This is a genomic window from Alphaproteobacteria bacterium (assembly GCA_030740435.1).
Lineage (GTDB): Bacteria > Pseudomonadota > Alphaproteobacteria > UBA2966 > UBA2966.
Genome location: JASLXG010000099.1, coordinates 1 through 17,693, shown reverse-complemented (window position 1 = coordinate 17,693; position 17,693 = coordinate 1). Strand labels below are relative to the sequence as shown.

Sequence of the window (17,693 nt, the reverse complement as noted above, 5' to 3'; positions counted from 1 at the left end):
CTCTTTCAACGAAACGTCCAATCCGGCATAGTACTTCATGGCTGCTCTCCTTAACGCTTCTTGTGGCTGGAACATCCAGACCACGTTCCAAAAGCTCGGAGAGTAGCCACCCTCAGCGCCGATTACCCCATCTCTGTGGTGACTCTTCAAACCCAATCGGCAGGCGCCAATCGCCCTAAAGCTTCTCGATCCGCTTGATCATTGGGCCGCTGGGGGCGCCGCCGAAGATGAGGAAATGGAGGTGCATGACCTCCTGGTGGCCGTCTTCGCCGGTGTTCGACATCAGGCGGTAGCCCGTCTGGTCGACGCCGCAGATCTTGACCACCTCGCCGATGGCCCGCATGAGGTCGGTCATTTCGGCGGCGCTGGCATCAGCCGAGAAGTCGTTCATGTCGACATAGGCACCCTTGGGGATGACCAGCACATGCACCGGTCGGCCCGGGTTGATGTCGTTGAAGGCCAGCGCGTGCTCGTTCTCGTAAACCATGTCGCAAGGGATCTCGCCGCGCAGGATCTTGGCGAAGATGTTCTGATCGTCATAGGCCATGGCGGTCGCTTCACTCCATGTTTTTCTTGAACTTGCGCCTTTGTTTTTTCTCGATCAGCCCCGACATGCCCTCGCGGCGAGCCAGTTCGGCGTAGATCTCCTCGGGCATAATGGCGCAGTCGGCCCACAGCACCATGAGGTGAAACAAGAGGTCCGAACTCTCGGAAATCACGCCGCGGCGGTCGCCGGCAACGGCGGCGATGACCGTCTCGACGGCCTCCTCGCCGACCTTCTGGGCAATCTTCTGGCTGCCCTTGGCAAAGAGCTTGGCTGTGTGGCTCTTCTTGGCATCGCCGCCGCGTCGGCTTTCGATGACGGCGAAGACCCGGGCCAGGACGGAGGCATCGGAAGCTTGGTCGGACATGATGGGGATCTCTGCGAGGGCAGCGGCTGGCGCGGCCTCTGGGTAACAGATTAATCCGGCCCTGTCACGGCCGCACGGCCACCCCGGCGGCTTGCATGTGGGCCTTGGCCTGGGCGATGGAATAAGTGCCAAAATGGAAGATCGAGGCCGCCAGCACGGCCGAGGCGTGGCCCTGGCGCACACCCTCGACCAGGTGATCGAGCGTACCCACGCCACCCGAGGCGATCACCGGCACCGCCATCCGGTCGGCCACGGCTCGGGTCAGGTCGAGCTCGAAGCCCTGCTTGGTGCCGTCGCGGTCCATCGAGGTGAGCAGGATTTCGCCGGCCCCCAGCTCGGCCATGCGGGCGCACCAGTCGACGGCCTCGAGGCCGCTGGGCTGGCGGCCACCATGGGTGAAGATCTCGTAGCGGCTGCCGGCCCACTTGGCGTCGACGGCGACGACGATGCACTGGCTGCCGAACTTCTCGGCCGCCTGGGTGACGAACTCCGGGTGGTGCACGGCGGCCGTATTGATGACCACCTTGTCGGCCCCGGCCAGCAGTAGCGCCCGGATGTCGGCCGTGTTGCGCACGCCGCCGCCAACGGTCAGCGGCATGAAACACTGATCCGCCGTGCCGGCCACCACGTCGAGCAGGGTGTCGCGATTTTCGTGGCTCGCCGTGATGTCGAGAAAGCAAAGTTCGTCCGCCCCCTGCCCGTCGTAAACCCGGGCCTGCTCGACGGGATCGCCGGCGTCGACCAGGTTGACGAAGTTGATGCCCTTGACGACACGGCCGTCCTTGACGTCGAGGCAGGGAATTATTCGTGGTTTGAGCATGCGCTAGCACTCTCCAGCTTCGCCGCTAAGCGATGCACGCATCGTGTTGTTGATGTTCCGGCTGTACCTCGCACCAGTTGGGCTATGGCACGATCATTTGGATTGACCACAGAGGCACAGAGACACAGAGATTTGCTCAGAAGCTGATAGCGCCGGTTGCCGGTCGGCGTTATCGCCAAGGAGGCTTCCAGGCGCCTGCCTCGGCAGCGTAGCGTCTGGGGAAACGGCTGAGACCCGGTGAGAAGCGTGGGCTCACGGAAGCTCCGCCGCGGCACACTCTGAAAACCCTCTCTGTGTCTCTGTGCCTCTGTGGTCAATTCTCCATGCTTCATGTGCCTGGACTCTCGAAGATGTGTGCATCCCGTAGAGCTTCGCCGGGATTGGTCTGGATCATCGTTCCCGACATGCTAGCCGGCCAACAGCGCTAATGCCGCCGCGCCGTCGAGGCCGCCGTCGTACAGCGCGCGACCGACGATGACGCCGGCGATGCCGCTCTCTTCCGCCGCTTTTACCGCCGCCAGGTCATCGAGCGAGGAGACGCCCCCCGAGACGATGACCGGCGTCGACAGGCTGTCGGCCAGGGCCTGGCTGGCCTCGACGTTGGGACCGGCCATGGCGCCGTCGCGTTCGACGTCGGTGTGGATGATGGCGGCAACGCCGGCGTTCTCGAATTCCAGCGCCAGATCCAGCGCCGTCACCGCCGAGACCTCGGCCCAGCCTTCGACCGCGACGTAGCCGTCGACGGCATCGATGCCCACGGCGATGCGGCCGGGATGGGCCTGGCAAGCCTGGCGCACCAGATCAGGATCGCGCAGCGCCGCCGTTCCCAGGATGACGCGGGAGATACCGCGTTCGAGCCACATGGCGACGGTCTCGAGATCGCGTATGCCGCCGCCCAACTGCACCGGCATGGTGGCCGCGGTGATGATGGCATCGACGGCGTCAGCGTTCACCGGCCGGCCGGCAAAGGCGCCGTTGAGGTCGACGACGTGCAGCCAGGCGAATCCGTCCTGGCTGAATTCCCGGGCCTGGGCGCCGGCATCGCTATTGAACACCGTGGCGTTGCGCATGTCGCCCTTGAGCAGGCGTACGCACTGGCCGTCCTTGAGGTCGATGGCGGGAAAAAGGATCATGAGATCATTCTTGCGGCTCGAGGTCCTTGCCGTAGTACCAGCCGGCGACGAATTCGCCGTCCACCAGGGCATACTTTTGCTTGACCGCCCAGCGCTCAAAGCCGGCCGCTTCAATGAGCGCAATGGCCGGCCCCTGGCTCTCGCGCACGTCGAGCTCGAGCAGGCGAAAACCCTGCTGGCGGGCCAGCGCCTCAGAGGCCTGCAACAGCCCCCGGGCCAGGCCGTGGCCCCGCGCCCAGGGCGCTATGAAGAAGGAGTTGACGCTGGCCGCGAAGGCGCGGGCCTGGTTGTTGGCCGGCGGCCTGACGAACTGGGCCGAGCCGACGATGGCGGAATCGAGCCTGGCCACCAGCAGCTCGCGCTCCGGCACCAGCAGCACGCCGCGCCAGTAATTCTCCAGCACCCGGCGCGGTGGCGGCGCCAACCAGCCGAAGCCGTTGCCGTCGACGATGGCTTCCTCGGCGGCCCGGCAAAGTTCGTCGATATCGTTGCCGGCGAACTCGCTAAGCCACTCCACACGCGTCACCATCAGGGCCTCCAGTCGAGAAAATTGGCGATCAGCCTGAGCCCCACGGTCTGGCTCTTTTCCGGGTGGAACTGGGTGCCGGCGAGATTGTCCCGGGCGACCACGGCGCTCAGGCTGGAACCGTAGTCGACGCTGGCCAAAACGTCGGCCGCATCGGCCGAGGCGAAATGGTAGCCGTGCACGAAATAGACATGGTCGCCGTTTGCCAGGCCGGCGCAGAGCGGGTGCCCGGGCTGGGTCAATTCAAGCTCGTTCCAACCCATGTGAGGGATCTTGAGAGCCGAAGGTCCGGCCGTGGCGATCGGCACGACCTCGCCCGCCAGCCAGCCGAAGCCCTCGTGGCGGCCGTGTTCGAGACCGCGCTCGGCCATCAACTGCATGCCGACACAGATGCCCAGAAAGGGCTGGCCGCGCCGGCGCACCGCTTCGCCGATGGCCTCCTCCATGCCGGCCACGGCGGCCAGGCCACGGCGGCAGTCGGCGAAGGCGCCGACGCCCGGCAGCACCACGCGTTCGGCCGCCGCCACTTCGTCGGGCCGGGCGCTGACCACCACGCGGTGCGGCCTGGCGCCCTCGCGCACCACCCGTTCGAAGGCCTTGACCGCCGAGCGCAGGTTGCCCGAGCCGTAGTCGACGATGGCAACGGTAGGTTCGGACACGGATCTTACGGCAGGTAGATGCGCGGGCCGAGGACGGTGAACAGCCGGCGCTCGGCCTCGCTGGCATCCTGGCCGCTGACCACACCCGAGAAGCTGGCGCCGCGCAGCGCCAGCAGCCAGCGCCTGAGATCGTTGCCGAACATGCCCAGCACAAGCTTCATGCCCAGCACCCCGGCCACTGCTACCTCGCCACTGAGACCCAGGCGCAGGTGCAGCGCCACCAGCACCGCGGTCAGCGCGACAAGCCCCAGCAACACCAGCCACAGCCGGTGGTAGATGGCCCAGAGGAACGAGAACACCAGTGCCGGCCAGCAGAAGCCCTCCTTGATCAGGGAAACGTCGGCATCGGCACCGGCAGGGCCGGGGCGTTCATGGACGGTATAGATGCGCATGGCGGGGCTCAGAGCGATCCGCCCAAGACGCCCTTGGTCGAGGGCACTTCGTCGGCCCGGCGGGGATCGAGCGCCACGGCCTGACGCAGCGCCCGGGCCAGGCCCTTGAAACAGGATTCGGCCAGGTGGTGCGTGTTTTCGCCATAAAGCGTCTCGACGTGCAAGGTCAGCCCGGCAGCCTGGGCGAAGGCCTGGAACCATTCGCGGAAAAGTTCGGTGTCCATGTCGCCGAGCTTGGCCTTGGGCATCTCCACGCGCCACACCAGGTAGGGCCGGTTGGAGGCGTCGAGGGTAGTGCGCGTCAGCGTCTCGTCCATGGCCGATAGGGCCGAACCGAAGCGCTGGATACCGCGGCGGTCGCCCAGCGCCTGGCTCACCGCCTCGCCCACGGCGATGCCCACGTCCTCGGTGGTGTGGTGGAAGTCGATGTGCAAATCGCCCGCCGCCGTAACCTCGAGATCGATCAGCGAATGGCGCGAGAGCTGTTCCAGCATGTGGTCGAGAAAGCCGATGCCGGTGGCCACGCTGTACCGGCCCGTACCGTCAAGCTCGACGCGGGCGCTGATCCGCGTCTCCTTGGTCTGGCGTTCGACGCTGCCCTGGCGCATGGCGCTAACCTCGTTAAGGATTTCGGGCCCTATGGGGCCCGGGCGCGGTATAGCAGGATCGCCGATGCGATTCCAGTGCCGGCCGGGCTACCCAAGCGCTATCGCCACTTGACCGGGGCCGCCAAATCCCCCACATGTGGGGCTCGTTTCAAGTCAGGGAAAGCAGGCAACCATGGCGGCCGAGAACCCCACCTGGTACGGCACCACGATCCTGGCCGTGCGCAAGGACGGCCAGGCGGTAATCGCCGGCGACGGCCAGGTTTCGGTCGGCGACACGGTGATCAAGGCCAGCGCGCAAAAGGTGCGCCGTCTCGGCGGGGGCTCGGTGATCGTCGGTTTTGCCGGCGCCACGGCCGACGCCTTCACGCTCTGTGAGCGCCTGGAGGAAAAGCTCGAGCGCTTTCCCGGCCAGCTCACCCGGGCCTGCGTCGAGCTGGCCAAGGACTGGCGAACCGACCGTTATCTGCGCCGCCTCGAGGCCATGATGGCGGTGGCCGACGCCTCGGTCAGCCTGGTGCTCACCGGCACCGGCGACGTGCTCGAGCCCGACGACCACCTGATCGGCATCGGCTCGGGCGGCAACTACGCCCTGGCCGCCGCCCGGGCGCTCTACGACCGGCCCGACATGGACGCCGAGGCCATCGCGCGCAGGGCCCTGGAGATCGCCGCCGGCATCTGCGTCTACACCAACACAAGCCTGACCATGGAAGTGCTTTAGCGTTATGACCGAGTTCAGCCCGCGCGAGATCGTTTCCGAACTCGACCGCTTCATCATCGGCCAGGACGACGCCAAGCGGGCGGTGGCCATCGCGCTGCGCAACCGCTGGCGGCGCCAGCAGCTGGCCGACGACTTGCGCGAAGAGGTGCTGCCCAAGAACATCCTCATGATCGGCCCCACCGGGGTGGGCAAGACCGAGGTTTCGCGCCGCCTGGCGCGGCTCGCCGGCGCCCCCTTCATCAAGGTCGAGGCGACCAAGTTCACCGAAGTGGGCTACGTCGGCCGCGACGTCGAGCAGATCGTACGCGACCTGGTGGAGATCGCCATCGGCATGGAACGCGAGCGCCAGCGCGCCGAGGTCAGCGCCCGGGCCGAACTGGCGGCCGAGGAACGCGTGCTCGACGCCCTGGTCGGCGAACACGCCGGCGAAACCACACGCAAGCGTTTCCGCGAGGACCTGCGCGCCGGCAACCTGGCCGACAAGGAGATCGAGATCGAGGTCAGCGATACCGGCGGCGCCGGCCTGCCCACCTTCGACATTCCCGGCATGCCCGGCGCCAGCGTCGGCATGATCAATCTCAACGACATGCTGGGCAAGGCCTTCGGCCAGCGCTCCAGCCGCAAGCGCCTCAGGGTATCGGAGTCCTACGAGTATCTGATGGAGGAGGAGAGCGACAGGCTCTTGGACCAGGACCGCCTGACCAAGGGGGCCATCAAGTCGGTGGAAGAGGACGGCATCGTCTTTCTCGACGAGATCGACAAGATCTGCGCGCGTTCCGAACGGATGGGCGCCGATGTCTCGCGCGAGGGCGTGCAGCGCGACCTCTTGCCGCTGATCGAGGGCACCACGGTGGCCACCAAGCACGGCCCGGTCAAGACCGACCACGTGCTGTTCATCGCCTCGGGCGCCTTCCATTTGGCCAAGCCCTCGGACCTGCTGCCCGAGTTGCAGGGCCGGCTGCCCATCCGGGTGCACCTGGCGGCGCTGACGCACGAGGATCTCAAGCGCATCTTGATCGAGCCCGAGGCCAGCCTGATCAAGCAGTACATAGCGCTGCTGGCCACCGAGGAGGTGACGCTGGAGTTCAGCGACGACGCCATCGACGAGATCGCCACGGTATCGGAAGAGGTCAACGCCGGCGTCGAGAACATCGGCGCCCGGCGCCTGCATACGGTGATGGAGAAGTTGCTCGAGGAGATCAGCTTCAACGCCACCGACCGGCCCGGCACAACCGTCACCATCGACGCTGTCCAGGTGCGCGAAAAGGTCTCCGAGCTGGCCAAGGATTCGGATCTCTCGAAATTCATTCTTTAAGCGGCCGCCACGGGCGGACTTTAGTAAGGCCGCTTTTCGGCTTGCATCGGTGTAGCGTGGTCCGCAACAGGAAACGGAACCCGGCCATGACCGCGCGCTACGACGCCATGGAATTGCAGGACTTCGCCACCGCCCTGCTGGCCGCCGCCGGGCTGGCGCCCGAGCGCGCGGCCTGCGTTGCCGAGGTGCTGTTGGAGGGCGATCTCTTGGGCCGCAGCACCCACGGCCTGGCGCTGCTCGCGCCCTACCTCGGCGCCCTTGAGGAGGGTTCCATGGCGGCCGATGGCGATCCCGTGGTGGTGGCCGATCACGGCTCGGTGCTCCATTGGGACGGCCGTTTGCTGCCCGGGCCCTGGCTGCTGACCCGGGCCATGGACGAAGCACTGGCCCGCCTCGCCGAGCATCCCGTGGTCACCGTCTCGATCCGCCGCAGCCACCACCTGGCTGCGTTGGGCGCCTATCTCGAGCGGGCCACGGCGCGGGGCGCCATTTGTCTGCTCACGGCCACCGATCCCGCCATCCAAAGCGTGGCCCCCTTCGGCGGCCTCGATGCCGTGCTCACCAGCAACCCCATCGCCGCCGGCATCCCCAACGGCGACGATCCCATATTGATCGACATCTCGACCTCGCTGGTCTCGAACGCCGGGCTCTGGCGCCACCGCGCCCGGGGAGAGCCGCTGCCTGGCCCCTGGCTGCGCCGCGGCGACGGTAGTTTGACCGACGATGCCGCGCCGCCATCGACGACGACCCGCCCGCCACCATCATGGCGCTGGGCGGCGAAGACCTGGGCTACAAGGGTTTTGCTCTCGGCCTTTTGGTCGAGGCCCTGGCGCTGGCCCTTTCCGGCCACCGCCGGCCCACCACCGAGGACGGCTGGTCCGAGGGTGTGTTTTTGCAGCTCATCGATCCCGAACGCTTTGCCGGTGGCCGGAACTTCAGCGACGCCGTGGCCTGGCTGGTGGCCGCCTGCCGCCAAAGCCGGGTGCCCGAGGGCGCGCCGCCGGTGCGGCTGCCGGGCGAGGCGGCACGCCGGCGCCGCGCCGAACAGCGAACCCACGGCGTTATCCTCGACCCGGCCATCCTGGAAAAACTGGCCCCCTGGGCCGAGCGCTATGCCATCACCCCACCCGCCGCCCGGAGTCGGTCATGATCGTCAGCCACCGAGACCAGCGCCCAAAAGTCCACGAAAGCGCCAGCGTCGCCCCCAACGCGGTTCTTTCCGGTAACGTAACGATTGGCCCCGAGTGCCGCGTTCTGTTTGGCGCCGTGATCACCGCCGAGGGCGGGCCGGTGACCTTGGGCCACCACTGCATCGTCATGGAAAACGCCGTCATCCGCGGCTCCAAACGCCATCCCGTGGTGCTCGGCGATCATGTCCTGGTGGGGCCCCGGGCCTACCTCTCGGGCTGCACGGTTGGCGACAGCGCCTTTCTCGCCGCCGGCTCGACGATCTTCAACGGCGCCCACATCGGCGCCCGGGCCGAGGTCCGCATCAACGGCGTGGTGCACCTCATGACCAAACTGCCGGCCGACACCACGGTCCCCATCGGCTGGGTGGCGGTGGGCGACCCGGCGGACATCCTGGCGCCCGATCGCCACGACGAGATCTGGGCCCGGCAGGAGCCCCTCAATTTCCCCGGCCAGGTGTTCGGCCTGGCCCACGCCGCCCCGGGCGACACCATCATGCCCGAGCTGACGCGGCGCTACAGCGCCTTCCTGGCCGCCCACAACGACGACGAAATCCTCGATGATCCGGCAAATTCCGCCTAAGTCTTTGTAAGAAAGGCATAAAAAGTGGGGACAGGGACCTATTTAATTATCAGGGACCTATTTATGGCGGTTCCGCCTCTTCGTCGAGCAGCGCCAGCAGCCGGGCGGTGGTGGTGGCGTCGAGATCGGCGATGCGTTCGGCCAGACGGTTGGCGAGCTCCGTGGCGGCCGGCTCGAGGCCGGCGCTATCGACCACCACCCGCGGGTGCGAGAGCTCGGCCAGCCGCCTGAGCGCTTCGGCCTCGTCCCAGATGATGTTGAAATAGGCGCAAACCTGACGCACCAGGCCCGGCGAGGGCCGGCCGCGGCGGCCGTGCTCCAGCGCCGAGAGATAGGCCGGCGAGACCTCCAGCGCCGCCGCCATCTGTTTCAGACCGAGACCGCGTTCGGCCCGCAAGGCCCTCACCCTGGCCCCAAAGGGCGTCACGGCCGGCGCAGCATGACGTAGAGCGCACCCTCCCCGCCGTCGCGGGGAAAGGCCGCCCGATAACCGATGACCAGACCGGCCAAGTCCGGTTCCTGGAGCCAGCGTGGCACCATCGAACGCAATGTTCCGACCGTTCGTTCGCTTTCTCCCTCGGAGACCACGCGTGCCCCCTTGCCGGTGATCACCAGCACGCATTTATGGCCGGATTCCGCCGAATTGCGCACGAACCCGGCGAGCGCCCGATGGGCCTCCTGCTGTGTCATACCGTGCAGATCGAGGCGCCCGTCAATGCTCAAACGGCCCTGTTTGAGACGCCGGCTGGCATGCTTGTCAAGGCCGCTGGGGGTCGGTTTGCGGGGCGGTGGTGGCTCGGCAAGGGGAACCGGCTGGGCGCGGCGCGGCTGTTGTGTCGGCGCCTGTTCGGGCAGGGCTTTTTCCTCGGCTGGCCGCTCGCGCGGCACATGGCGCTTGATATCGGCCATGGCGCGCTCGAAAAGCGCCACCTCTGCCGGCGAGGGCGATTCGGACCGCTCCGGCCCCGCCGGCGGCTTGTCCTTAGTCCGGCCCATCGGCGACCAGCACGATATGCACCCGGCGCGGCCCGTGCGCCCCGAGATAGAGCGTCTGGTTGATGTCGCCGGTGCGCGAGGGCCCGGTGCCGAAGAGCACGCTGCGCGGCATGACCTGATCGCCAAGGCGCTGGCGCAGCGCCGTCCAGGCCTCTTCGTAGGTGCCGACGATCTCGCTCCGGCGCAGCACCACGATGTGGCTGTCGGGCATCAGGTTGATGGTCGAGGGGCTCTCGGGACCCGAAAGCAGCATGATGGTGCCGCTCTCGGCGATGCCGGCAAAGGCGGCGGTGATGCCCACGGCGTCGGCATCCTCGGCTCGGCCGCGGCGCAGCTCCAAGAGCGGCTGGTCGGCCCAGGGATAGGCGTCGAGGCGGGCATCGGGCGCCATCACGGCGCGCAGCGGCAGGTTGTGCTCGGCGAGATAACCGGCCACGGCCGCCGGCACTTGGGCCGCCTCGGCGACCTGGCTGAAGCTGGTATCGACCCGCGCCGCCATGCTCTCGAAAAGCTCGACCTGGGCGGCTGCATCAAGTTGGGCGCGCTGGGGCACCAGGTTGGGAGCGTGGGCAACAATGCGCGCCTCGACCGCCTGGATCCCTGTAGCCGGCGTTGGCCCCTGGCGGCCGAGCGCCTGTCGCACCCGGGCCAGGAATTGCTCGCGCCCGGCGCTCACCTGGGCTGCCTCCGCTTCCAGGCCGCCATGAAGGTGCGGCCCTCGGGCGCCACCAGATCGCGCCCCCCGGTCCAGCCTCCGGCCAGCGGCAAGGAGGAAAACCGGCCCCGGCCCAGGGCCCGGTTATGCAGCACCCGCGCCGCCAAGCCAGTGGCCAAACGGTAAAGCCAAGGCCGCCGCGCGGCCCAACCCCAGAGCTTGAGGCCGATTCGTTCCTTTAGCGGAACGATTTTTTGCGCCAACGCTTGTTCACGAAAGCGGCGCAGCATCCCGGGCAGCGGGATGCGCATCGGGCAGATGTCTTCGCAGCGTCCGCAAAGGCTGCAGGCGTTGGGCAGGTGGCGCGTGCCCTCGAGGCCGATCAGGCGCGGCGTCAGCACCGAGCCCATGGGTCCGGGATAGACCCAGCCGTAGGCGTGGCCGCCGACCGAGGAATAGACCGGGCAGTGAAACAGGCAGGCGCCGCATTTGATGCAGCGCAGCACGTCGCGGAACTCGCTGGCCAGCAGCTCGCTGCGGCCGTTGTCGAGCAGCACCACATGGTAGGCCTCCGGCCCGTCGAGATCATCGGGGCGCCGGGGACCGGTGGAAAAGGTGGTGTAGACCGAAAGCTCCTGCCCGGTGGCCGAGCGCGACAGCAGCCTGAGCAGCAGATTGGCGTCTTCCAGCGTCGGCACCAGCTTTTCCGGCGTCGCCATGACGATGTGCATTTTGGCCAGAGTCTGGGTCAGATCGCCGTTGCCCTCGTTGGTGACGATGACCGATGAGCCGGTCTCGGCGATGAGGAAATTGGCGCCGGTGATGCCGACGTCGGCGGCGATGAATTTCTGCCGCAGCACCTGGCGCGCCTCGTCGAGCATGGCCCGGGGGTCGGTCTGGCGCTGGGTCAGGCCGTATTTGTGGTGATGGGCCTGGAAAAGGTCCGAGACCTGGTCTTTGGTTTTATGGACCGCCGGCGCGATGATGTGGCTGGGCGGCTCGTCGGCGAGCTGGATGATGTATTCGCCGAGGTCGGTCTCGATGGCCTCGATGTCGTGTTGGGTCAGGTAATCGTTGAGCGCCGTTTCCTCGGCGTTCATGGTCTTGCCCTTGGTCACCGTGCGGGCGCCCACGGAGCGGCAGAGCTCGAGGATGATCCGATTGGCTTCTTCCGGCGTCTCGCACCAGTGCACCTGGCCGCCGTTCTCGAGCACACGGGCCTCGAAGCGTTCGAGATAGGCGTCCAGATTTTCGAGCACGTGGTTCTTGAGGTCGCGGGCCTGGTCGCGCAGCGCATCGAACTCGGGCAGGTCGGCGCGGGCCTGCGCCGGGCCCCGGCGAAGCCCTTCTCGACGTTGCCCAGCGCCACCCGGAGATCGTCGTCGGCCAGCGCCCGGCGGGCGTTCTCGGGGAACAGGTGGGCCGTCGACTTCATGCGCCCTCGCCCTCGCCGGGCTCGCCGATGGCCGGCCCGCCGTGCCCGGCCAGCACTTCGGCGACGTGGCGCACGCGGAGCCGCGAGCCCCGGCGCTGCAGCCGGCCCGAAAGGTTCATCAGGCAGCCCAGGTCGCCGCCCAACAGGGTCTCGGCGCCGGTGGCCTCGAAGGCCGCCAGCTTGCGGTCGGCCATGTCCAGCGAGATGTCGGGGTACTTGACGGCGAAGCTGCCGCCGAAGCCGCAACAGGATTCCTGCTGTTCGGATTCGCTGAGCTCGAGGCCGGCCACCCCGGCCAGCAGCCGGCGGGGCTGGTCGTGAACGCCCAGCTCGCGCATCCCGGCACACGAATCATGGTAGGTGACGCGGCCGGGATAAGCGGCCTCCAGGCGTTCGACACCGAGCACGTCGACCAGGAACGAGGTCAGCTCATGGCAGCGCCCGGCCAGCTCGGCCGCCTGGGGCCCGAACTCGGCGTCGTCGGCCAGCAGCATCGGGTAATGGCGCTTGACCATGCCGGCGCAACTGCCCGAAGGCGCCACCACGTAATCGAAGCCGGCAAAAGCGGAAATGACCTGACGCGCGATGGCCTTGGCGCTGTCGCGGTCGCCCGAATTGTAGGCCGGCTGGCCGCAACAGGTCTGGCTCGGCGGCACCTCGACCCGGCAGCTGGCGCGTTCCAGCAACTCGACGGCGGAAAAGCCGACGCTGGGCCGGAAAAGATCGACCAGGCAGGTCACCAGGAGTGCGACGGTTGGTTTTTCGGCGGGCGCGGTCGGGGTCATGGCGACATTTCGGCTGGCCAGGGAAGGCCCCAGTGAATATCAGCCGCCGCGCCGGAGCAAGGAATTATGGCGGCGCCAGGGGCCCGCCCCTGCCCGCTCAAGAACTCCAGGCGAAGGGCGCGAAATGGCCATTGTTGCCCTGGCCCGACATGTCGAGCTCGAGGCCGAAGGCGTGCAAATGGGTTTCCTCCGAACGCGCCAGGGCCAGCCGGCTGTTAGCGGGATGGGCGGTGTTGTCGACGTAGTAGGGCTCGCCGCTCTGGTTGCGCGAGGCCACGCCCTCGATCTCGAACGAGAGCACACCGGGGATCGACACGGTTCGCTTGAGGCCCTCCATGACGAATTCGATGGGCCGGTATTCGAGGCCGCGAAAATCGCTGACCAGATTGCCGCGGATCAGCCCCGGCGTGCCACCGGCCTCGCCGCTGACGATGGCTGCGAGCGCCTGGCGCTGGTTTTCGTCGGCCGCCTCGTCGATCACGCCGGCGAAGACCCAGTCGCCGTCGGCCATGACCTTGCCCGACCGGATGATGAAGGCGAAGCTGAGGCCATCGAGCCGGGTTTGGCCATATGTTCCCTCATCGACACGAAAGATCAGCAGCGCCGTGCACTGATCAAAGGTCACCGGCCCCTGCGGAGTGGTGTAGATGCAGGGACAGAGGTAATCGCAGTTACAGCTTTCCATGTATTGGCCGCTGATATTCCAGGTCTCTCCGGTCATGGTGGCGGTTCCTTTCCGATTGCAACGCCCATTGTCGGCGCAGATTGAGCTTTGGTAAAGCCTACTCCTCGGCCACCAGCTCTTTCGGCAAGAGCACGAAATAGCGGCCCTGGTGTCGCATGTGGCCGGCCATCATCTCGGCCCGGGTGCCGTGGCCGAAGAAGACGTCGCCGCGGATGGCGCCGCGGATGGCGCCGCCGGTGTCCTGGCTGACCATCAGGCGTTGCAGGCGGGGACCCTCGCTTTCGCCGGCCGGGCCGGGGGCGGCGGTGTCGAGCCAGAGCGGCAGACCGAGCGCCAGAAAACGCCGGTCGACGGCCAGCGAACGGCCCGGGGTGAGCACCGTGCCGCCGGCTCCCAGCGGGCCTTCGCCCTCGATCTCGCGAAAGAAGATGTAACTCGGGTTGGTGTTCATCACGGCCTGGGCCTGGGCCGGATGGTCCTCGAGCCAGCCCCGGATCGATTGCAGGGATACGGCTTCTTTTTGCAGCGCCCCGCGCGCCACCAGCTCGCGGCCGATGGCGAAATAGACGTGGCCGTTGCTGGCGGCATAGCCCAGCCGGGCCATGCCGCCCTCGGCCAGCATCACCCGGCCCGAACCCTGGATGTGCAGAAAGAATGCGTCCACGGCGTCGTCGACCCAGAGCAGCGGCCGGCCCTGCTTGGCCAGGCCGCCGGCGGCGATGGCACGGCGGTCGGGATAGGGCTCGAGGCGGCCGGCCACCCGGCGGCCGGCGATGCGGCGGCCCTTGAGGTCGTCGCGAAAGCGGCCCAGGTCGACGCCGATCAGATCGTCGGGTAGCCCGTAGAGCGGCACCGCGTAGGGGCCGCCGGGCCGGCGGCTGCCTTTCAGCTCGGGCTCGAAATAACCCGTGAACAGGCCCTCGTCCTGGCCTTCGCTGCTGGCCGCGAAGGGCACGAAGCGGCTTTCGAAAAAGGCTCGCGGTCCGGCCTTGTTGATCTCGCTGCGCTCCGCCGCCTTACACACCGGGTGCCAGTCAGCCACCCGGCCGGCCCGGCCTCCGGCCGCCATGGCGCTTTGCGGATCGAGGCGAAAAAGCCGCCTACAGGAACGCCGGAAGGCCGCCAGCGCCGGGCCCAGGTCGTCGCCTTGCCAGCCCGCCAGATCGCTGAAGGCGGCGCGCTGCAAGACCAGGCCGGGGCCCGGCAGGGGCCGCATCCACCAGGCCAGCCCGAGCGCGACGGCGGCCAATATCACGAACGCGGCCGTGAACACCCGCACCGCCGACGGCCGGGACATCAGTTCATGCTGCGGGTTTCGATCAGCCGCCAATTGGGATCGGTGCTGCTCACATCGCGGGCGAAGGTCCAGATGTCGGTCACCACGTTGACCGCCCTGGCATCGCCGGCCACCACCTCGCCCTCGGCATCGCGGGTGACGTAGCTGATCTCGGCGACGAACTTGATGGTCACCTCGGCCCTGTCGCCGACCACGCGGGCATCGAGGGGCTCGGCCGCCTCCAACGACACCAGGGTGGTTTCGAGGGTCTCTTTGCGCTCCTGGCGATCATGGATGGCGCCGGTGAAGTCGTCGAGCACGTCATCGGAGAGCAACTGCCCGAGCATCTGCTCGTCACCGCCGGCAAAGGCGGCGATGATCATCTCGTAAGCCACCCGGGCGCCCTCGAGGAAGGTATCGACTTCGAAGCTCGAATCGACCAGGCGAATCTCGGTCAGACCGGCGGCCACCAAGGTTGCCTCGGTAGCCACCACCGGACGCGGCTCCCCGTCGTCGTCCCGGCTTTCGTCCCAGCCGGCGTCCCAACCCTCCGCGTCGGCTTTGTCGGGACCGTTGACCGCCTCGGGCTCGAGGCCGTCTTCGTCCTCGTGGCTCCGGTCGGGCAGCGGTATGACGTTTTCCTCGCCGGCCTCGCCGCGGCGCGCCATGGCGTCCGGCGGGCGCTGTCCGTTGCCCGGGCGCCGGCCCAGCACGCTGCGCAGCCGCAGGATGATGAACCCGGCAACAACGGCAAAAAAGATGATGTCGAGAAAACCGTCGCCCATTGTCCGCGTGTCCGATTCCCGCGTGTCCGATTCCTGCGCGTCCCACTCGCGCACGTACGTGACGTCCGTCCGGCACGGGACGGCGCCGATGGCAGCCGGGGCCCGCCGCTTTCTTGCGGCGCCAGCCGGGCGGGAGCACCCCGTTGCCAGACTAGCCGCAAGTGACCGGGGGGTCCAGCAGTGGTAATTGCCCCGCCTCACTATATATATGGCAGACCGAATTGCCATTACGTGGCGGAAATGCCCTGGCTGCTGGTCTTTCTCCTGCTGTTGATCGCCGTGCCGCTGGCCGAGATCGGCCTCCTGATCCGGCTGGGCGAAGTCATCGGCCTGTGGCCGACGTTGCTGGCCATCGTGCTCACCGCCGTGGCCGGCATCTGGCTTTTGCGCCGCCAGGGCTTTGCCACGCTGGCCCGGGCTCAGGCCAGTCTGGAGGCCGGCCGTCTGCCGCTGGCCGAGATCTTCGACGCCGTTTGCCTGCTGCTGGCCGGGGCCTTGCTGCTGACGCCGGGTTTCCTTACCGACGGCCTGGGCGGCCTGCTGCTGCTGCCGCCCTTTCGGACACTCCTGCGTCTGGCTTTGGCGGCACTGCTGGCTCGTCGCCTGACGGCCGGCGCCGCGGCCGACGGCATCGTCGACGGCGAGTTCCGGGTGCTGACGGCGGAGCCCGACGACGATCCCCCGCCCGACCGTCCGCCGGAGATACCGCATTGATGGCACTGGCGCGGCGGGTGTGCTATGGAAACGGCGACTCGGCCGGCACCCGGCCGGCACCCGACCGGCAGCGAAGGCTCCCGGGCGGGACATCAGGCGGGCGACAGCGCAACGATGACAGACACCCAGGCCAGCGGATCCGCGGCGCCGCGCATGAGCGTCAGGACGCAATACGTCAAGGATTTCTCGTTCGAGAATCCGAACTCACCGCGCAGCCTGTCGCAAAACGCCAACGAACGCCCGGCCATCACCCTCGATGTCGACGTCGAGACCCGCCAGTTGGGCGGACCCCACTACGAAGTGGCGTTGCGCATCACCATCGATGCCAAACGCGCCGGCACACAGATGTTCTTGGCCGAGCTCTTGTATGGCGGCCTTTTCGCCTTGGAAAACTTCCCGCCCGAACGCATCGAGCCGGTCTGCCGCATCGAGTGCCCGCGCATTCTCTTCCCCTTCGCCCGGCGCATCATCGCCGAGACCACGCGCGACGGCGGCTTTCCGCCACTGCTGCTCGACCCCATCAACTTCTCCCACCTCTACCGCCAGTACCTCGACCAGCGCGTGGCCGAGGCGGAGACCGAGGCCGAACAGCAGGTTCAGGAAACCGTCGAGGTCGCGGAGGGCGAGGACGAGGGCGAGGGAGCCGCGCTCTAACGCTTCCAGATCGGGTCTTCGATCTCTTCCAGGAAACTTTCGTGGGCCGCCAACTCGGCGGCGCTGGGAGCGAAAGTCCGGGCCTGTCGGGAGGCGCGGGCGCCGGCCGCACTCTCGGCCTTGGCAACGGCTGCCAGGCTGAGCCCTGGTTGGCGGCCACCGACAAGCTCGAGGTAGACCTCGGCCAGCAGCTCGGCATCCAGCAAGGCGCCGTGTTTGGTGCGGGCCGAGTTATCGATGCCGAAGCGCCGGCAAAGCGCGTCCAGGCTGGCCTGGGCGCCGGGAAACTTGCGCCGCGCCAGGCGCACCGTGTCGATGGTCTGGTTGTCGATGGCCGGCCGTTCGAGGCGGGCCAGCTCGGCATTCAGAAAGCCCAGGTCGAACTCGGCGTTATGGATGATCAGGGCGGCATCGGCGATGAAGGCCATGAATTCATCGACCTTGGCGGCAAAGCGCGGCTGGCCCGAGAGAAATTCATCTTTCAGGCCGTGTATGGCCTGGGCTTCCGCCGGCATCGGGCGTTCGGGGTCGAGGTAGGTCTGGAAGACCTGGCCCGTGGGTACGTGGTTGAGCAGTTCCAGGCAACCGATCTCGACGACACGATGGCCGCTGCCGGGGGAGAGCCCGGTGGTTTCGGTATCGAGCACGATTTCACGCATTGGCGGGCTCCCGTCCTGGCGCCCTAGTACCCACTATCACAAAAGGATGGTACGTATGATCGCTTTGCCGGCGCTGTGGGTAGGAGGCAGCGGGCCGGCGATGCGGGGCCATCGGCAAGCGCTGCCGACGCCCTCCACAGCGCCGGAAAAGCGACCCAAAGGGCGGCCATGAAGGACCATCGGACGTCGTCCCACGG

General features: G+C 67.5%; 23 protein-coding genes and 1 pseudogene. 6 read left to right on the top strand and 18 right to left on the bottom strand.

Annotated elements, in window-relative coordinates:
* Positions 1-175: 175 nt before the first annotated feature.
* From QGG75_11585 to hisB, 8 genes are all read right to left on the bottom strand, one after another.
* On the bottom strand, positions 176-547 hold the full coding sequence (locus QGG75_11585) for a histidine triad nucleotide-binding protein (protein ID MDP6067873.1): 372 nt from the start codon (positions 545-547) through the stop codon (positions 176-178).
* A 10-nt stretch (positions 548-557) separates the two neighbouring features.
* Positions 558-911: a phosphoribosyl-ATP diphosphatase gene (locus tag QGG75_11580; GenBank protein MDP6067872.1), complete on the bottom strand. Its 354-nt coding sequence runs from the start codon at positions 909-911 to the stop codon at positions 558-560.
* A gap of 64 nt (positions 912-975) precedes the next feature.
* The gene (hisF, locus tag QGG75_11575; protein MDP6067871.1) at positions 976-1,731 is read right to left on the bottom strand and encodes an imidazole glycerol phosphate synthase subunit HisF; all 756 of its coding nucleotides are present in this window, start codon (positions 1,729-1,731) and stop codon (positions 976-978) included.
* A 407-nt stretch (positions 1,732-2,138) separates the two neighbouring features.
* Positions 2,139-2,864, bottom strand: a complete 726-nt coding sequence (gene hisA, locus QGG75_11570; protein ID MDP6067870.1) for a 1-(5-phosphoribosyl)-5-[(5-phosphoribosylamino)methylideneamino]imidazole-4-carboxamide isomerase — start codon at positions 2,862-2,864, stop codon at positions 2,139-2,141.
* A 4-nt stretch (positions 2,865-2,868) separates the two neighbouring features.
* On the bottom strand, positions 2,869-3,393 hold the full coding sequence (locus QGG75_11565) for a GNAT family N-acetyltransferase (protein MDP6067869.1): 525 nt from the start codon (positions 3,391-3,393) through the stop codon (positions 2,869-2,871).
* Positions 3,393-4,049, bottom strand: coding sequence for an imidazole glycerol phosphate synthase subunit HisH (gene hisH, locus QGG75_11560; protein ID MDP6067868.1), 657 nt, complete (start codon positions 4,047-4,049; stop codon positions 3,393-3,395). The genes QGG75_11565 and hisH overlap by 1 nt, the downstream gene beginning before the upstream one ends.
* A 5-nt stretch (positions 4,050-4,054) precedes the next feature.
* Positions 4,055-4,441, bottom strand: a complete 387-nt coding sequence (locus tag QGG75_11555; GenBank protein MDP6067867.1) for a DUF2628 domain-containing protein — start codon at positions 4,439-4,441, stop codon at positions 4,055-4,057.
* A gap of 8 nt (positions 4,442-4,449) precedes the next feature.
* On the bottom strand, positions 4,450-5,049 hold the full coding sequence (hisB, locus tag QGG75_11550) for an imidazoleglycerol-phosphate dehydratase HisB (protein ID MDP6067866.1): 600 nt from the start codon (positions 5,047-5,049) through the stop codon (positions 4,450-4,452).
* A gap of 172 nt (positions 5,050-5,221) precedes the next feature.
* On the opposite strand from hisB, the gene hslV reads away from it, so the two are divergent.
* Positions 5,222-5,767, top strand: coding sequence for an ATP-dependent protease subunit HslV (hslV, locus tag QGG75_11545; GenBank protein MDP6067865.1), 546 nt, complete (start codon positions 5,222-5,224; stop codon positions 5,765-5,767).
* A gap of 4 nt (positions 5,768-5,771) precedes the next feature.
* Positions 5,772-7,082 (top strand): ATP-dependent protease ATPase subunit HslU, encoded by a 1,311-nt coding sequence (gene hslU, locus QGG75_11540; GenBank protein MDP6067864.1) that lies wholly within the window; start codon positions 5,772-5,774, stop codon positions 7,080-7,082.
* A gap of 20 nt (positions 7,083-7,102) precedes the next feature.
* Here hslU and QGG75_11535 read toward each other — a convergent pair whose 3' ends face one another.
* Positions 7,103-7,393 carry a hypothetical protein gene (locus QGG75_11535; GenBank protein ID MDP6067863.1) on the bottom strand — a complete coding sequence of 97 codons (291 nt, stop codon included), beginning with the start codon at positions 7,391-7,393 and terminating at the stop codon, positions 7,103-7,105.
* A 452-nt stretch (positions 7,394-7,845) separates the two neighbouring features.
* Here QGG75_11535 and QGG75_11530 point away from each other — a divergent pair, with 452 nt between their 5' ends.
* Both QGG75_11530 and QGG75_11525 read left to right on the top strand, forming a co-directional pair.
* The gene (locus tag QGG75_11530; GenBank protein MDP6067862.1) at positions 7,846-8,232 is read left to right on the top strand and encodes an Ldh family oxidoreductase; all 387 of its coding nucleotides are present in this window, start codon (positions 7,846-7,848) and stop codon (positions 8,230-8,232) included.
* The gene (locus QGG75_11525) at positions 8,229-8,852 is read left to right on the top strand and encodes a gamma carbonic anhydrase family protein (GenBank protein ID MDP6067861.1); all 624 of its coding nucleotides are present in this window, start codon (positions 8,229-8,231) and stop codon (positions 8,850-8,852) included. Before QGG75_11530 ends, QGG75_11525 begins: the two co-directional genes overlap by 4 nt.
* A 61-nt stretch (positions 8,853-8,913) precedes the next feature.
* On the opposite strand, the gene QGG75_11520 is transcribed toward QGG75_11525, so the two are convergent.
* The 8 genes and pseudogenes from QGG75_11520 to QGG75_11485 form a co-directional block, all read right to left on the bottom strand.
* Positions 8,914-9,279, bottom strand: a complete 366-nt coding sequence (locus QGG75_11520) for a helix-turn-helix domain-containing protein (GenBank protein MDP6067860.1) — start codon at positions 9,277-9,279, stop codon at positions 8,914-8,916.
* Positions 9,276-9,761: a Smr/MutS family protein gene (locus tag QGG75_11515; protein ID MDP6067859.1), complete on the bottom strand. Its 486-nt coding sequence runs from the start codon at positions 9,759-9,761 to the stop codon at positions 9,276-9,278. The genes QGG75_11520 and QGG75_11515 overlap by 4 nt, the downstream gene beginning before the upstream one ends.
* Before the next feature lie 73 nt (positions 9,762-9,834).
* Complete coding sequence (locus tag QGG75_11510; GenBank protein MDP6067858.1) at positions 9,835-10,524, bottom strand: lactate utilization protein C; 690 nt, start codon at positions 10,522-10,524, stop codon at positions 9,835-9,837.
* Positions 10,521-11,938, bottom strand: a pseudogene (locus tag QGG75_11505) (LutB/LldF family L-lactate oxidation iron-sulfur protein). Before QGG75_11505 ends, QGG75_11510 begins: the two are co-directional and overlap by 4 nt.
* Positions 11,935-12,723, bottom strand: a complete 789-nt coding sequence (locus tag QGG75_11500) for a (Fe-S)-binding protein (protein ID MDP6067857.1) — start codon at positions 12,721-12,723, stop codon at positions 11,935-11,937. Before QGG75_11500 ends, QGG75_11505 begins: the two are co-directional and overlap by 4 nt.
* A gap of 97 nt (positions 12,724-12,820) precedes the next feature.
* Positions 12,821-13,444 carry a DUF1326 domain-containing protein gene (locus QGG75_11495; protein MDP6067856.1) on the bottom strand — a complete coding sequence of 208 codons (624 nt, stop codon included), beginning with the start codon at positions 13,442-13,444 and terminating at the stop codon, positions 12,821-12,823.
* A 61-nt stretch (positions 13,445-13,505) separates the two neighbouring features.
* Entirely contained in the window at positions 13,506-14,681 is a 1,176-nt protein-coding gene (locus tag QGG75_11490) for a murein transglycosylase A (protein MDP6067855.1), read from the bottom strand.
* Positions 14,682-14,704: 23 nt separating this feature from the next.
* Positions 14,705-15,469, bottom strand: coding sequence for a Tim44/TimA family putative adaptor protein (locus tag QGG75_11485; GenBank protein ID MDP6067854.1), 765 nt, complete (start codon positions 15,467-15,469; stop codon positions 14,705-14,707).
* Positions 15,470-15,709: 240 nt separating this feature from the next.
* Here QGG75_11485 and QGG75_11480 point away from each other — a divergent pair, with 240 nt between their 5' ends.
* Both QGG75_11480 and secB read left to right on the top strand, forming a co-directional pair.
* The gene (locus tag QGG75_11480) at positions 15,710-16,183 is read left to right on the top strand and encodes an FxsA family protein (GenBank protein ID MDP6067853.1); all 474 of its coding nucleotides are present in this window, start codon (positions 15,710-15,712) and stop codon (positions 16,181-16,183) included.
* Between the two features lie 114 nt (positions 16,184-16,297).
* Positions 16,298-16,837, top strand: coding sequence for a protein-export chaperone SecB (secB, locus tag QGG75_11475; protein MDP6067852.1), 540 nt, complete (start codon positions 16,298-16,300; stop codon positions 16,835-16,837).
* Here secB and dnaQ read toward each other — a convergent pair.
* Positions 16,834-17,496, bottom strand: coding sequence for a DNA polymerase III subunit epsilon (dnaQ, locus tag QGG75_11470; protein ID MDP6067851.1), 663 nt, complete (start codon positions 17,494-17,496; stop codon positions 16,834-16,836). The two genes, secB and dnaQ, sit on opposite strands and share 4 nt — an antisense overlap.
* Positions 17,497-17,693 lie beyond the last annotated feature (197 nt).

Coding starts and splice junctions, on each gene's coding strand:
- QGG75_11585 (MDP6067873.1), bottom strand. CDS start 547: ATGGCCTATGACGATCAGAACATCTTCGCCAAGATCCTGCGCGGCGAG.
- QGG75_11580 (MDP6067872.1), bottom strand. CDS start 911: ATGTCCGACCAAGCTTCCGATGCCTCCGTCCTGGCCCGGGTCTTCGCC.
- hisF (MDP6067871.1), bottom strand. CDS start 1,731: ATGCTCAAACCACGAATAATTCCCTGCCTCGACGTCAAGGACGGCCGT.
- hisA (MDP6067870.1), bottom strand. CDS start 2,864: ATGATCCTTTTTCCCGCCATCGACCTCAAGGACGGCCAGTGCGTACGC.
- QGG75_11565 (MDP6067869.1), bottom strand. CDS start 3,393: ATGGTGACGCGTGTGGAGTGGCTTAGCGAGTTCGCCGGCAACGATATC.
- QGG75_11555 (MDP6067867.1), bottom strand. CDS start 4,441: ATGCGCATCTATACCGTCCATGAACGCCCCGGCCCTGCCGGTGCCGAT.
- hisB (MDP6067866.1), bottom strand. CDS start 5,049: ATGCGCCAGGGCAGCGTCGAACGCCAGACCAAGGAGACGCGGATCAGC.
- hslV (MDP6067865.1), top strand. CDS start 5,222: ATGGCGGCCGAGAACCCCACCTGGTACGGCACCACGATCCTGGCCGTG.
- hslU (MDP6067864.1), top strand. CDS start 5,772: ATGACCGAGTTCAGCCCGCGCGAGATCGTTTCCGAACTCGACCGCTTC.
- QGG75_11530 (MDP6067862.1), top strand. CDS start 7,846: ATGGCGCTGGGCGGCGAAGACCTGGGCTACAAGGGTTTTGCTCTCGGC.
- QGG75_11525 (MDP6067861.1), top strand. CDS start 8,229: ATGATCGTCAGCCACCGAGACCAGCGCCCAAAAGTCCACGAAAGCGCC.
- QGG75_11515 (MDP6067859.1), bottom strand. CDS start 9,761: ATGGCCGATATCAAGCGCCATGTGCCGCGCGAGCGGCCAGCCGAGGAA.
- QGG75_11500 (MDP6067857.1), bottom strand. CDS start 12,723: ATGACCCCGACCGCGCCCGCCGAAAAACCAACCGTCGCACTCCTGGTG.
- QGG75_11495 (MDP6067856.1), bottom strand. CDS start 13,444: ATGACCGGAGAGACCTGGAATATCAGCGGCCAATACATGGAAAGCTGT.
- QGG75_11485 (MDP6067854.1), bottom strand. CDS start 15,469: ATGGGCGACGGTTTTCTCGACATCATCTTTTTTGCCGTTGTTGCCGGG.
- QGG75_11480 (MDP6067853.1), top strand. CDS start 15,710: ATGCCCTGGCTGCTGGTCTTTCTCCTGCTGTTGATCGCCGTGCCGCTG.
- secB (MDP6067852.1), top strand. CDS start 16,298: ATGACAGACACCCAGGCCAGCGGATCCGCGGCGCCGCGCATGAGCGTC.
- dnaQ (MDP6067851.1), bottom strand. CDS start 17,496: ATGCGTGAAATCGTGCTCGATACCGAAACCACCGGGCTCTCCCCCGGC.